Annotated in this window: 15 protein-coding genes; 4 read left to right on the forward strand and 11 right to left on the reverse strand. The window is 71.3% G+C overall.

Going from position 1 to position 12,463, the window contains the following annotated elements; all coding sequences use genetic code 11:
• Window positions 1–3: 3 nt before the first annotated feature.
• From E1269_RS20920 to E1269_RS20965, 10 genes are read right to left on the reverse strand one after another with little or no spacing between them, the layout of a single operon-like run.
• Window positions 4–543, reverse strand: coding sequence for a tripartite tricarboxylate transporter TctB family protein (locus E1269_RS20920; protein WP_131898132.1), 540 nt, complete (start codon window positions 541–543; stop codon window positions 4–6).
• Window positions 536–1,198, reverse strand: a complete 663-nt coding sequence (locus E1269_RS20925) for a DAK2 domain-containing protein (RefSeq protein WP_131898134.1) — start codon at window positions 1,196–1,198, stop codon at window positions 536–538. The genes E1269_RS20920 and E1269_RS20925 overlap by 8 nt, the downstream gene beginning before the upstream one ends.
• Window positions 1,195–2,196, reverse strand: coding sequence for a dihydroxyacetone kinase subunit DhaK (locus tag E1269_RS20930; protein WP_131898136.1), 1,002 nt, complete (start codon window positions 2,194–2,196; stop codon window positions 1,195–1,197). The genes E1269_RS20925 and E1269_RS20930 overlap by 4 nt, the downstream gene beginning before the upstream one ends.
• 27 nt (window positions 2,197–2,223) lie before the next feature.
• Window positions 2,224–3,423: a CaiB/BaiF CoA transferase family protein gene (locus tag E1269_RS20935; protein WP_131898138.1), complete on the reverse strand. Its 1,200-nt coding sequence runs from the start codon at window positions 3,421–3,423 to the stop codon at window positions 2,224–2,226.
• Window positions 3,420–3,884: a MaoC family dehydratase gene (locus E1269_RS20940; protein ID WP_131898140.1), complete on the reverse strand. Its 465-nt coding sequence runs from the start codon at window positions 3,882–3,884 to the stop codon at window positions 3,420–3,422. The genes E1269_RS20935 and E1269_RS20940 overlap by 4 nt, the downstream gene beginning before the upstream one ends.
• Window positions 3,877–4,347, reverse strand: a complete 471-nt coding sequence (locus E1269_RS20945; RefSeq protein ID WP_131898142.1) for a MaoC family dehydratase — start codon at window positions 4,345–4,347, stop codon at window positions 3,877–3,879. Before E1269_RS20945 ends, E1269_RS20940 begins: the two co-directional genes overlap by 8 nt.
• A 30-nt stretch (window positions 4,348–4,377) precedes the next feature.
• Complete coding sequence (locus E1269_RS20950) at window positions 4,378–5,031, reverse strand: 3-oxoacid CoA-transferase subunit B (protein ID WP_131898144.1); 654 nt, start codon at window positions 5,029–5,031, stop codon at window positions 4,378–4,380.
• The gene (locus tag E1269_RS20955) at window positions 5,028–5,699 is read right to left on the reverse strand and encodes a CoA transferase subunit A (RefSeq protein WP_420810656.1); all 672 of its coding nucleotides are present in this window, start codon (window positions 5,697–5,699) and stop codon (window positions 5,028–5,030) included. Before E1269_RS20955 ends, E1269_RS20950 begins: the two co-directional genes overlap by 4 nt.
• A gap of 29 nt (window positions 5,700–5,728) precedes the next feature.
• A complete protein-coding gene (locus E1269_RS20960; RefSeq protein ID WP_131898148.1) occupies window positions 5,729–6,733 on the reverse strand; it encodes a tripartite tricarboxylate transporter substrate binding protein in 1,005 nt (334 codons plus the stop codon).
• A 32-nt stretch (window positions 6,734–6,765) separates the two neighbouring features.
• The gene (locus tag E1269_RS20965) at window positions 6,766–8,298 is read right to left on the reverse strand and encodes a tripartite tricarboxylate transporter permease (protein ID WP_131898150.1); all 1,533 of its coding nucleotides are present in this window, start codon (window positions 8,296–8,298) and stop codon (window positions 6,766–6,768) included.
• Window positions 8,299–8,560: 262 nt separating this feature from the next.
• Between E1269_RS20965 and E1269_RS20970 the strand changes: the two genes are divergently transcribed.
• From E1269_RS20970 to E1269_RS20985, 4 genes are all read left to right on the forward strand, one after another.
• Window positions 8,561–8,980, forward strand: a complete 420-nt coding sequence (locus E1269_RS20970; RefSeq protein WP_420810655.1) for a DUF7144 family membrane protein — start codon at window positions 8,561–8,563, stop codon at window positions 8,978–8,980.
• The gene (locus E1269_RS20975; RefSeq protein WP_131898152.1) at window positions 8,977–9,759 is read left to right on the forward strand and encodes a CYTH domain-containing protein; all 783 of its coding nucleotides are present in this window, start codon (window positions 8,977–8,979) and stop codon (window positions 9,757–9,759) included. Before E1269_RS20970 ends, E1269_RS20975 begins: the two co-directional genes overlap by 4 nt.
• Before the next feature lie 268 nt (window positions 9,760–10,027).
• Window positions 10,028–10,723, forward strand: coding sequence for an ANTAR domain-containing protein (locus E1269_RS20980; RefSeq protein ID WP_131898154.1), 696 nt, complete (start codon window positions 10,028–10,030; stop codon window positions 10,721–10,723).
• Window positions 10,720–11,442, forward strand: a complete 723-nt coding sequence (locus E1269_RS20985) for a GAF and ANTAR domain-containing protein (RefSeq protein WP_239000981.1) — start codon at window positions 10,720–10,722, stop codon at window positions 11,440–11,442. The genes E1269_RS20980 and E1269_RS20985 overlap by 4 nt, the downstream gene beginning before the upstream one ends.
• 374 nt (window positions 11,443–11,816) lie before the next feature.
• Here the strand turns inward: E1269_RS20985 and E1269_RS20990 are convergent.
• A partial coding sequence (locus E1269_RS20990; protein WP_203433940.1) for a DUF6069 family protein occupies window positions 11,817–12,463 on the reverse strand: 647 nt, incomplete at its 5' end.

Genomic DNA, 12,463 nt, shown 5'->3' on the forward strand with positions numbered 1-12,463 from the left:
CGCTCACAACCCCCAGGAATACAGGAACGGGATGATCGAGCCGGGCAGGGTGATGCCGAGCCCGTACTCGAACGCGAGGTACACGCCGAAGCTGAGCACCACCGCGACGACGACCTTGACGACGGCGTGGTCGCGCCCGCCGATGGTGAACGACAGGAGTAGGAAGAACAGCAGCACCGACAGGTTGTAGCCCAGCGGCTCGAACGTCGCCGCGAGCAGAGCCATCGCGCCCAGCAGGGCCAGCACCCGCGGCGGCCCGTGCGGGTCGAGCCGCGGCGGCGCAGCGTCGGCGGGCCGGCGCAGCTCCGCGATCAGCCAGCCGAGGCTGAGCACGGCCAGCAGGGCACCGACCCACACCGGGAACAGGCCCGGGCCGGGCTCGTTCTCCGTGCTGTACCCGACGTCCTGGCCCTCGCGGACCAGGTAGAGGCCGAGCAGGATCATCAGGACGGCCATCACCCGGCGGGCGTGACGGACGGGCCGGCCGACGGCGACCGGCGCGTCCTCATCGGCGGCAAGTGTCGTGGTCTCCTGCTCAGTCATCGTGACTCCCTGGTGCACCGGCGGCGTCGGCCAGCGCTCTCATGATGACGGCCCAGGCGGCGGCGCCGGCGTCGACGTGCCCGCGGGCCCGGTCCGGTATCCACCCGGCCCGTCCGACCTGCGGCTCCATCGCCGCGGTCGCCCGGGCGCCCTCGTCCGCCGCCCGCGCCGCCGCGGCCAGCACACCGGTCAGGTCGTGTCCGGAGTCGGCTGCGGAGCGGGCGGCCGCGGCCGACGGCAGCAACGCGTCGAGGACGGTGCGCTGCCCCGCGCCGACCCCGCCCCGCTGTTCGACCGCCGCGGAGCCGGTTTCGAGCAGCGCCGCCACGCCGGCGCCGTCGAGCACGGCCGACGACGTCACCGCACCGGCCGCGCGCAGGAACACCGTCCCGAGCAACGTACCCATGGTCGATGGCGCCTTGGTCGCCAGCGCCCGTCCGACCGCGGTCAGCACCGCGGCCGGGTCCGGCGAGGTCAGGTCGTCGGCCGCGGCCGACGCCGCCGCGAACCCCGTCGTCAGCGACGTGCCGAGGTCGCCGTCGCCGGCCTGCGCGTCCAGCCGGCCCAGCTCGCCGGCCGCGTCGGTCACCCGCGAGGCGGCGATGGCGACGGCCGTCGCCAGATCGGTGCCGGACCACCCCGCCGTGGCGGTCACGGAACCAGCACCAGCGGCGACGACGCCGGCGCGGTGACCAGGCCCGCCAGCTCGTCGTCGAGGAACAGCAGCGAGATGGAGGCGCCGGCCATCTCGAGCGACGTGGCGTACTCGCCGACCGAGCGGTGCGCGACGTCCAGCCCGGCGGCCGCCAGTCGCTCGTGGACCCGCCGGTAGACGATGTACAGCTCCTCCAGGCAGGTCGCGCCCAGCCCGTTGACCAGCACCGCGACCTGGTCGCCGGCGTCCGCCGGCGCGTCGGCCAGGAGCCGGTCCACCAGGTCGTCGACGACGGCGTCGGCGTCGCGCAGCTCCTCCCGGCCGACCCCGGGCTCGCCGTGGATGCCCATGCCGACCTCGATCGTGCCGGCCGGGATGTCGAAGTTCGCGTGCCCGACCGCCGGCAGCACGCACGGCGCCAGCGCGACCCCCATGCTGCGTGTCCGCGCGATGGCGGAGCGGGCCGCCGCTGCCACCCTCGGCAGGTCCGCGCCGGTCGCCGCGGCCGCGCCGGCCACCCGGTAGGCGAAGTAGATGCCCGCGATGCCGCGGCGGCTCTGGGCTCGGTCGGCGGGCGCGGACGCGACGTCGTCGGCGGCGACCGCCGTCTCGACCTCGATGCCCTCGGCGCGAGCCAGGTCGGCCGCGAGCTCGAAGTTCATCCGGTCGCCGCTGTAGTTGCCGTACACGTACAGGACTCCGCGGCCGCCGTGGATCGCTCTGGTGACGGCGAGCATCTGGTCGGTGCTCGGTGATGCGAACACCTGCCCGACGGCGCATCCGTCGGCCAGACCAGGACCGACGTAGCCGAGGAACAGCGGCAGGTGCCCGGAGCCCCCGCCGGTCGCGATCGTGACGCGGCCGGCGAAGTCGGCGTCGGCCCGAACGATGGCACCGGCCTCGTCGCCCGGCCGGCGCAGGCGGCCCGGGTGCGCCAGCTCGATGCCGGTCAGCATCTGGTCCACGAAGTCCGCCGGGTCGTTGATGAGCTTCCTCATGCGTGCGCTCCTGGAGGGTTGTGGGCGTCAGGCCACGGAACCGGCCGCGCGCATCCGCTCGATGTCGGCCGTGGAGAAGCCGGCGGCGCTCAGCACGTCGTCGGTGTGCTCACCGAGCCGTGGCGGGGGAATGCGAGCGGACACCGGCGTCGTCGAGAAGGCCAGCGGCGTCTGCACCAGCCGGACGACCCGGTCGCCCTCCACCGTCATGTCCACGGTGGCGTCCAGCGCGTCGAGCAGCGGGTCCGTGGCGATCCGGTCGATCGTGTTCACCGGACAGCACGGCACGCCGCCCTCCTCCAGCGCCGTCAGGCACTCCTCGGTCGTCATCGTCGAGGTCGCCTCGACCAGCAGCGACACCAGCTCGTCGCGGTGTGCGTAGCGGTCGCGCAGGGTCAGGAACCGGGGGTCGTCGGCCAGCTCGCCGACCCCGAGCGCGGTGGCGCAGCGTCGCCACATCGCCTCGTTGGCCGACGTGATGCAGACCCAGCCGTCCTTCGTCGGGAACGCCTCGTTCGGCAGCCCCAGGGCGTTGGCGGTGCCCATCTTCTCCGGGACCCGGCCATGCATCCAGTAGTCGGTCAGGAAGTGGTTGAGCATGGTCAGCTGGCCCTCGAGCATCGACGTGCTCACCTCCTGGCCGACACCGTGCTCGGCGCGGTGGTGCAGTGCCGCCTGGATGCCGATGACGGCGTACATGCCGGCGGTGAGGTCGCAGACCGAGGTAGGCACGCGCGCCGGCGGACCGCCGGGCTGTCCGGTGATGCTCAGCAGCCCGCTGTAGGCCTGGATGGACAGGTCGTTCGCGGCCCGCGTTCGCATCGGCCCGCGGGCACCGAACCCGGAGATCGAGCAGTACACGAGGCGGGGGTTGAGCGGAGCGAGCGTCGCGTAGTCCAGCCCGAGCCGCTCCATGACCCCAGGCCGGTAGTTGTGGACGAGCACGTCGGCGCTCTCCACCAACCGGCGCACGACAGCGACGCCGTCGCTGGTCTTCAGGTCGATCGCGATGCTCTTCTTGTTGCGGTTGTGCGACAGGAACGGCGCACCGGGCCGGGGCATGGAGTCGCTGAGGCCGTAGTCGCGCGACTCGTCGCCGCCGGCGACCCGCTCGATCTTCACCACGTCGGCGCCGAGGTCGCCGAGCATCTGGGTGGCGAACGGGCCGGCGAACACCCGGGTGAAGTCGAGCACTGTGACGCCGTGCAGCGGTCCTGGCACTGTCACGCGTCACCATCCGTGGAGACGGTGACGGCGGCGTCGCCGACGGTGAGCTTGGCGCCGTCGGCGTCCTCGCACCACACGTCGAGCCGGTAGGTGACGCCGTCGGGCCCGTCCTCGCGTGCGGTGACGACGGCGCGCGGCGTCAGCCGGGTGCCCACCAGAACGGGCCTGATGTACTTGGTGCGCAGCTCGCCGCTGGTCAGGTAGTGGGCGCCGAAGTTCTGCGCGAGCATCGCCGACATCCAGTTCGTGGAGTGCATGCCGTCGGCGATCGCCTCGGGCAGGCCCTGCGAGCGGGCGTACTCGTGATCGGTGTGGATGTTGTGCTGCACGTCCTGCCGCTCACCGCTGGCGGCCGACAGCATGCCGATGCTGTACCACTCCACCCGCTCCATGGTCAGCGGGCGGGTCGGGCCGGACAGCTCGGCACCGACGGCCAGGTCGGGCCGGATCTGGTCAGGCATTCGCGCTCTCCTCGGTCTTCTTGAAGCGCAGCAGGGTGCGGTCCTCGTAGGTGGTCACCAGCCGACCGTCGGCCGTCTCGACCCGCAGCTCGTAATGCAGGTACTCCCGGCCGCGCTTGAGGTACTTGTCCACGATCCGGCCGCTGACCACCAGTTCCTCACCGACGAAGGCGGGACTGTGGTGCCGCGCGTGGTACTCGTAGTGGATCCGCGCGTCGTCGGTGCGGACGCCGGCGATCCGCCGTTCTTCGTCGCAGTTGGCCTCGAGCAGCCGCATCTTGTCCGCGTGGATCATCGTCGGCGGACGCACCTGGCGGCCGAACAGGCTGGCGTCGGAGTAGTAGCACTCCGTCGGGTCCTCCATCGCGTGGGCGTACTCGGTGCACATGAAGGACGTCAGCGTGTAGCGGATGGGCGTGAAGACGTCACCGGGCTCCAGGTCGCCGATCGTCTTTCCGAGCATCGTCGCTCCTCTCCAGAGTGCTGTCGCGGGTCACGGGGTCGCCGATGGCGCCAGGAGCGGCGCATCGGTGGCGTTCTGCAGGTCGTCGAAGGTGATGTCCGGCGCGAGCTGGCGGACGGCGAGGCCGTCCGCCGTCACCTCGATGACCGCCAGTTCGGTGACGACGAGCCCGACACAGCGCCGCGCGGTCAGCGGGTAGCTGCACCGCTGGACGATCTTGGGTGCGCCGTCGCGGGCACGGTGCCGCATCATGACGATGACCTGCTTGGCGCCGAGTGCCAGGTCCATCGCGCCGCCCACCCCGGACAGTCGTGCCGCCGGCGTGGTCCAGTTGGCCAGGTCGCCGTCGGCGGACACCTGGTACGCGCCGAGGACGGTGGCGTCCAGCCGGCCGCCGCGCGCGATCGCGAAGGACAGGTCGTGCCCGACGACGGCCGCGCCGGGGATGAGCGCCACCTGGCGACTGCCGGCGTCGATGACGTCCGGGTCGGGGTCGTCGCCGCCGACCATGCCGCGGTACCCGATGAGGCCGTTCTCGCAGTGAAAGACGACGTGCTGGTCCGGGTCGATCTGGTCGGCGACCGCCGCCGGGAGCCCGATGCCGAGGTTGACGTATCCGCCCCGAGGCAGCCGGCGGGCCACCTGCCGAGCCTGCTGCGGCACGTCCCAGCCCGGCCGGCTCACGGCACACCGCCGGACACCAGGATGCGGTCGACGAAGATGCCCGGCAGGTGGACGTCGTCGGGATGGATCCGGCCGGCCGGTACCAGCTCGTCGACCTGGACCACGGTGGTGCGCGCCGCCATCGCCATCACCGGGTTCAGCCCGCGGGCGGCATAGCGGAAGCGCAGGTTGCCCAGCTCGTCGGACCGCTCGGCCCGGATCAGTGCGAAGTCGCCGCGCAGCGGCGGTTCGAGCACGTGCTCCAGGCCGTCGATCACCCGGGTCTCGCGACGTTCGGTGAGCAGAGTTCCGGCGCCGGTCGGCGTGAAGAACCCGCCCAGCCCGGCGCCGGCCGCCCGCAGCCGCTCGGCGAGCGTGCCCTGGGGGATCAGCTCCAGCTCGACCTCGCCGCTCTCGAACCGGGCGAGGAAGTCCGTGGCGGCCGGATGCACCGGGTAGGTCGCGATGACCCGGCCCACCTGACCGTTGCGGAACAACAGACCCACGTCTGCGGGGCGGCCCATGCCGCAGTTGTTGGTGGCGACGACGAGTCCGGAGGCGCCGAGGCGAGCGACGGCGTCGATGAGGACGTCGGGCACACCGACCCCGCCCCACCCGCCGACCAGCACCACGGAGCCGTCGCGGATCCCGGCGACAGCGTCGGACGGGTCCTGCACGAGCTTGTTCAGCGCCACCCTTGCACTCTCTGTTCGCTGTGTCATTCGCCGATGCCCGCGCCCATCGCCTCGATGATCGGCGTGTAGCTGTCGTAGGCCTGCTGGGCGTACTCCTGGGCGTCCGCGCCGCTGCGGAATCCCACCAGCTCGAAGGTGCCGCGCATCCGCTCGGCGACCTCCTCGTCCTCGAGCGCGTCGCGGATCGCGTCCTCGAGCACCTGCCGGATCTCATCAGGCAGGTCGGGCGGTGCCAGGACCGCCGACGGGTTGATGATCGTGTAGCCGTACAGCTCCTGCGAGGTGGGGACGCCCAGCTCCGCCAGCTCCGGCCAGGACGGGCTCTCGATGAGCAGCGGCCGCAGCTCGCCGCTCTCCACGTACGGCAGCGCCGCGGTGGCGGAGTTCTGGTTCATGTCGGCGTCACCGGCCAGGATCCGCACTACCGCCTCGGCTCCGCCGTCGGTGGCCAGCGGCCGGTAGTTGAGGCCGCCGACCGCCTCGGACAGCGACGCCGTGCCGATGTCGTTGACGCCGAAGCCGCCCGACGTGGCGTCGACCAGTTCGTTGCCCTCCTGGGCGCCCCACGCGACAAGGTCCTCGATCGTCTGCCACTGCGACTCACCGGACACGAACCGTGCCGCCACCGACTCATGCGTGGAGGCGACGAACGTCATCTCCATCGGGTCGTACTCGAGCTCTGTGGTCTGCGGTGTCACCGTCAGGATCGAGCCGGACGCCATCGCCAGCGTGTGGCCGTCGGGCTCGGCGTTGAACACCCGCTGCACGCCGACCGCACCTACGCCGCCGGGGACGTTCTCGACCGCCACCGGCTGGCCGAGCGAGCGTTCCAGGTGATCGGCCAGGACCCGCGCGATGGTGTCGGTGCTGCCGCCTGCGCCGTACGGCACGACCAGGGTGATCGGGCGAGCCGGGAAGTCGGCCGCGGCCGCCTCGGCGTCGCCGCCGCCTCGGGGTCCACTGCCACACGCGGCGCTGAGCAGGAGCACCGCCGCCAGCGCCGTACCGGTGAGCGTCGTCGTTCTCATTTGGTCCTCGATCTCGTGGGATGGGCGGGTGGTCAGGAGGGCGGAGCGGTCGGCTGCCGGTCGTCGGGCCGATGGTGGTCGGGCCGCCGGAACAGCCGGTACAGCCGGCGCGGCAGCGGGGAGAGCAGCACCAGGCCGGCGGCGACGAGCAGCACGGTGGCGATCGGGCTGCGGACGAACACGTCCGCGTCGCCACCGGACATCTGCAGTGACTGGCGAAGCGCCTTCTCCAGCAGCGGGCCGAGGATGATCGTCAACGCGATCGGCACGACCGGGAAGTCGAGGAGCTTTGCCGCGTAGCCCAGCAGTCCGAAGGCGATCAGCACCCAGACGTCGAAGATGCTGCGGCTGACGGTGTACGAACCGAGCACCATGAACGCCATGATCAGCGGGAACAGGATCGGCTCGGGGATCTTGAGGATCAGCACCCAGACCCGGATCAGCGGCAGGTTCAGTACCAGCAGGATCAGGTTGCCGACGAACAGGCTGGCGATCACGCCCCAGACCAGTTCCGGCTCCTCGGTGAACAGTGCCGGCCCCGGGGTCAGCCCGTTGATGAGGAACGCGCCGAGCAGGATCGCGATGGTCGGCGATGCCGGGATGCCCAGGGTGAACAGTGGGATCATCGAGCTGCTCACGTAGGCGTTGTTGGTGGTCTCCGGGCCGGCCACGCCCTGGATCGCGCCCCGGCCGAACCGCTCGGGCGTCCGCGAGATCCGCCGCTCCAGCGCGTACGACATGAGCGTCGGCGCCGTCGTGCCGATGCCGGGCACCACGCCCAGCGCCGAGCCGATCGCCGAACCTCGGGCGATCGCGCCGGCGGACTCCTTCAGGTCGCGGCGGCTGACGCCGGCGGATGCGGACCTGGTGGTCCCGACGTCGCTCCGCTTCTGGTGCGCGCGATAGAGGATCTCACTGAGGCCGAACAGGCCCATGATGATCGGGACGAAGTCCAACCCGTCGAGCAGCTCGACGCTGCCGAAGGTCAGTCGCGGCGTGCCGGTGACCGCGTCGGTGCCGGGAACGACGAAGGCCAGGCCGAGCACGCCGCTGAGCATGCTCAGCCACACCGACCGGCTGCCGAGCCCGACCAGCAGGGTGAGCCCCAGGAACAGCAGCGCGAACAGCTCGGGCGGGCCGAAGTCGAGCGCGACCTCGGCCAGCGGCGGGGCGGCCAGAACCAGCAGGACGGTCGCCGCGATGCCGCCGACGAACGAGCCGATCGCGGCGATGCCCAACGCGGAGGCGGCCCGTCCTTGCTGCGCCATCTTGTAGCCGTCGATCGCCGTGATCGCCGACGATCCTTCGCCCGGCACGTTCAGCAGCACCGTCGTGATGGTGCCGCCGTACATGGCTCCGTAGTAGATGGCCGCCAACATGATGATCGAGCCGGTCGGGTCCAGGTAGAAGGTCAGCGGCAGCAGGATCGCGATGCCCGCGATCGGCCCGATGCCGGGCAGGACGCCCACCACCATGCCCAGGACGCAGCCGATGAGGGCGAACAGGAGGTTGCCGGGCTGGAGTGCGACCGCGAAGCCGTCGACCAGACTCGACAGTGCGTCCACCGGCATCCCTCGCTACAATTGTGCGATATACGTACGACTGTGCACTAGTCGTACGACCTTGCCTCAGTGTTTCGACAGTGTCAAGCCCAGGTCACCGCGTCTGGAACCGGCCCCACGGGGCACCGCCTGGCGCCGGGCGTCGTGGGCGGACCGGGGTGGGGCGTCGAACGTCACCCGCGCCGGGTGAGGTGGGACGCGGCACGGCGGTCGATCCTTGACCTTCGGCCCCGAGAGGGATCGGGCGCGGGAGGGGGCGGGTGTCATGACGGAACACCGGACTGCGAGCAGCCAGACGCCGAGGGCGACGGGTCCGGTCGTCGCCGGTGTCGTGTTCGCCGGCACGATGATGATCATGATCGGCGCATTTCAGGCGCTGGAAGGGCTGGTCGCGATCCTCGACGACGACTTCTACGTCTCAGTGAGCGACTACGCCTTCGACCTCGACTCGACGGCGTGGGGGTGGGCGCATCTGATCATCGGCGTGCTGGTCGCGGTGGCGGGATTCTTCCTGTTCGCCGGCAGCCCGGTCGCCGCGGGGGTGGCCGTGGCGCTGGCGGGGTTGAGTGCGATCGCGAACTTCCTGTTCGTCCCCTACTACCCGTTCTGGTCGCTCCTGATCGTCGCGATCAACGTCTTCGTGATGTGGGCGATCGTGCGTTCGGGCGTCTTCCAGCGGCCATGACCGGTCCGGTGCTGCCCGTGTACGGCGACCCCCGGCTCGCCGAGATCGTCGAGCTGCTCCGCGACGTCGACAGCGTGGAGCTGAAGCTGAGCGTCCCGGACGCCAACCAGCGATCAGCGGTGACGTCGCTCGGCATGGACGTGCTGGACGCGCAGATCCGGCAGGTCTTCTTCTTCGACACCCGAGAGCTCGCGCTGGATCGCGCCGGCGTGGTCGTGCGGGCGCGGCGGGTGCAGGGCAGGCCCGGAGACATGGTGGTGAAGCTGCGGCCCGTGGTTCCCGCCCATCTGCCGGACGACCTGCGCGCCGAGCCGGGCGTCAACGTGGAGCTCGACGCGATGCCAGGTGGTTTCGTGTGCTCGGTGTCCATGAAGTCGCCGGTCGGCAACGAGAAGATCAAAGAGGCCGTCGCCGGCCGGCGGACGATGCGGGATCTGCTCACGAAGGGCCAGCGCGCGCTGTACCGGGCCTATGCCCCGAAGGGTGTCGGGCTGGGCGATCTCGAAGTGCTCGGGCCGTTCCCCGTCCTCAAACTCCGCTTCAGCCCGACGAGCTATGACCGGCGCATGGTCGCGGAGCTGTGGAACTACCCGGACGGCTCACGCATTCTCGAGCTGTCGACACGGTGCGACCCACGGCAGACGTTCGACGTCGCCGCTGAGGCGCGGGTCTTCCTCGCCGGTCGAGGCGTGGATCTGTCGGGCGCCCAACAGACCAAGACCCGCACCGCGCTGGAGTTCTTCGCCCGCGAGCTCGCGGCCGGCGACGACGCAGTCTGACCCCCGATCGGCGGCCCCGTGGCTCGTCAAGCGTTCGGCGCCCGCGGTGTACTGTCGGAGCGCAAATCCGCTCATACCGGGACGGATGGCTCCGCCCCTGCCTGGTGAGAACCGGGCCAATGCGTTGGAGGGGGCATGAGGGCACGGGTGGGGGCGGGCGGTGGATGAGCGCCGCGTCGCCCGCGTCTGGGCCCCGATCATCTCGTTCGCGCGAGCCGAAGACGTGGCTCCCAGCACCCGCCACGCCCTGCTCGCCTGCGGACAGGCCATGAGTGCTGACGATGTCGGGTTGTCCGTGGTCCAGGGCCGCAATCTGCGCGAGCCCGTGCTCGCGATCGGCGACCGGTGCGAGGAGCTGGAGGAACTGCAGCTCATGCTCGGCCAGGGTCCAGGGATGGATGCCGCGGCCACTGACCGTCCGGTGCTCGTGCCCGACCTGAGTGTCTCGGCCGCGGCCGACCGCTGGCCGGTCTTCGCGCCGGCCGCGGTGGCCCACGGCGCATACGGCATGTTCGCTTTCCCGGTGGCCATCGGTGCGGCGCGGATCGGTGTGCTCGACGTGTACCGGCGGCGCCCGGGGAGCCTGTCCGCCGCCGAGTTGGCCGACGGTCTCGCCTTCGCCGACGCGGTCCTGCTGCTGGCCCTCGACGAGCGCGGCGGCCTCACGTTCGGTGCCGGCCGCTTGATAGACGGCGAGCTGCCCGAGCGACGCGCCGACGTGCACCAGGCCGCGGGGATGGTCAGCGTCCAGCTCGGCGTCGGTGTCGACGAGGCTCTGGCCCGGCTGCGTGCTTACGCGTACGTGAACGGCCAGCGCCTGGTCGACGTCGCCGCCGCGGTCCTGGCCCGGCACCTGCGGCTTGATTCCCATGATGACAATGACGTGACAGCGGGTATAGGCATTACCGACATAATGGACGCGCCTCCGAGTGTGGGCTACGAGGAGACGGAGGGCGAGAAGTGAACACCATCGATCGGGCCGTCCGCGAGACCTTCGTGGAGCTGGCCGACACGCTGGTCGACGACTACGACGTCATCGAGTTCCTCGGCATGCTCGCGCCACGGGTCGTCGACCTGCTCGGCATCACCGCGTGCGGTGTGGCGCTGGTCGACCATCACGGCACCCTCAGCGTCGTCGCAGCGTCCAGTGAGAAGACGAGGCTGCTCGAGCTGTTCCAGATCCAGAGCTCCGAAGGACCGTCGCTCGACTGCTACCGCACCGGACTCCCGGTGCACGAGCCCGACCTGCCGTCGGCCGTCGAGCGCTGGCCGAACTTCGCTCCCGCCGCGCGCGACGCAGGCTTCAGTGCCGTGCACGCGCTGCCCCTGCGCTTGCGCGACACCGTCATCGGCACGATGAACCTGTTCGGCTCGGCCGCCGACGCCCTCGAGGGCGAGGCGGTCGCGCTGGCCCAGGCGTTCGCCGATGTCGCCACGATCGGCATCCTGCACGAGCGCACCGTGCGAGAGTACGAGCTCGTCGCCGAGCAGCTCCAGTCCGCGCTGAACAGCCGCATCCTCATCGAGCAGGCCAAGGGCGTGCTGGCCGAACGCCTCTCGCTCTCCGTCGATGAGGCGTTCGCGTGGCTGCGCGACAACGCGCGCCGCCACAACCGCAAGCTCCACGACGTCGCCGCCGCGGTGGTGGACGGATCGGTCGACCTTGACGGGAAAATCCGCTGAGCGTAACGTGCGCTCATTGGGATGAGCAGGGCAAACGCCTCACTCACGCTCATGAAACGCGCATGGCTTCCAGTCGCCCCGGACCCCGGCGACCACCATGATCAGGTCGCTGGCGGGGCGACTGCCGCGTGCGGATATCGCCCTTCGCCAACGACGACGACGTGGGGGTACGGCCGCGGCACACCGGGGGACCTGCCGCACCGCTCCCGCGTCCAGGTCGCCTCGGCGCACGCGTCGAGGCGGCCGCGACGATCGGTCTCGGCCGGTCGCCAGACCACGGGTGCCCGCGGATGGAGAACTCCGCGACCAGGGGGGAGCGCCCGACGGTCCCGCGGCGGCCGGTCGGGGCCGATCCGCGTGAACGCGAGATCTCGTCAGTGTCCTTGCTGCGGCGGGTAGGGACGGCGCCGGGCGCTCGGACGAACCGCGCTGCGCGCGACCGAGGTGAGCAACGTCCCGATCGCGATGCCCAAGGTCGCGGTCACCACGCCGGTGGCCACCTCCGACTCCAGCGCGGCGTCGGAGGTGAACGGCGCCGCGACGGCGATCACCGTCGCCAAGCCCACCACCCAGCCGAAGAACCTCAGCGGCTGCGGCGTCGTCACGAGCAGCAGGTGCAGCACGGCGGTGGCCAGCAGCGCGGCCAGTGCGGCGGTCGCGGCATACCAGGCCGTGCTGGCGTCGCCCCAGGTCCCCTCGCCCTCCGGCGCGAGCATCGGGATGTCGAAGACGCCGCGCACGACCACGACCCCCACGACCGCGATCAGGGCGGCGATCACGGCGGTCGCGCAGCCGCCGGCCCATAGACGTCCGGCGTCGACCGAGGGACCCCGGGACGCGGCGGCGGAAGCATTGTCGTCGGTCATCGCTGCGTCCTCTCTGTCGGTGCCACCCTTCCCGGCGACGACGGCGCCAGCCTCACCTGTCGCGGGTGAGGTGCGCGACCTGCGCCGCTGCACCGTGATCACGCCGTGGGAGCGGCCGCGAACCGGGTGTACGGTGCCGGGCAGGGGGTGGGTGG

Origin of the sequence: Jiangella asiatica (assembly GCF_004349065.1) — a bacterium.
GTDB lineage: Bacteria > Actinomycetota > Actinomycetes > Jiangellales > Jiangellaceae > Jiangella > Jiangella asiatica.

What these genes read in the sequence shown, in the direction of transcription:
- E1269_RS20980 (WP_131898154.1), top strand. Translation starts at nt 10,028, where the DNA reads ATGAGTGCTGACGATGTCGGGTTGTCCGTGGTCCAGGGCCGCAATCTG.
- E1269_RS20970 (WP_420810655.1), top strand. Translation starts at nt 8,561, where the DNA reads ATGACGGAACACCGGACTGCGAGCAGCCAGACGCCGAGGGCGACGGGT.
- E1269_RS20975 (WP_131898152.1), top strand. Translation starts at nt 8,977, where the DNA reads ATGACCGGTCCGGTGCTGCCCGTGTACGGCGACCCCCGGCTCGCCGAG.
- E1269_RS20945 (WP_131898142.1), bottom strand. Translation starts at nt 4,347, where the DNA reads ATGCTCGGAAAGACGATCGGCGACCTGGAGCCCGGTGACGTCTTCACG.
- E1269_RS20930 (WP_131898136.1), bottom strand. Translation starts at nt 2,196, where the DNA reads ATGAGGAAGCTCATCAACGACCCGGCGGACTTCGTGGACCAGATGCTG.
- E1269_RS20960 (WP_131898148.1), bottom strand. Translation starts at nt 6,733, where the DNA reads ATGAGAACGACGACGCTCACCGGTACGGCGCTGGCGGCGGTGCTCCTG.
- E1269_RS20920 (WP_131898132.1), bottom strand. Translation starts at nt 543, where the DNA reads ATGACTGAGCAGGAGACCACGACACTTGCCGCCGATGAGGACGCGCCG.
- E1269_RS20940 (WP_131898140.1), bottom strand. Translation starts at nt 3,884, where the DNA reads ATGCCTGACCAGATCCGGCCCGACCTGGCCGTCGGTGCCGAGCTGTCC.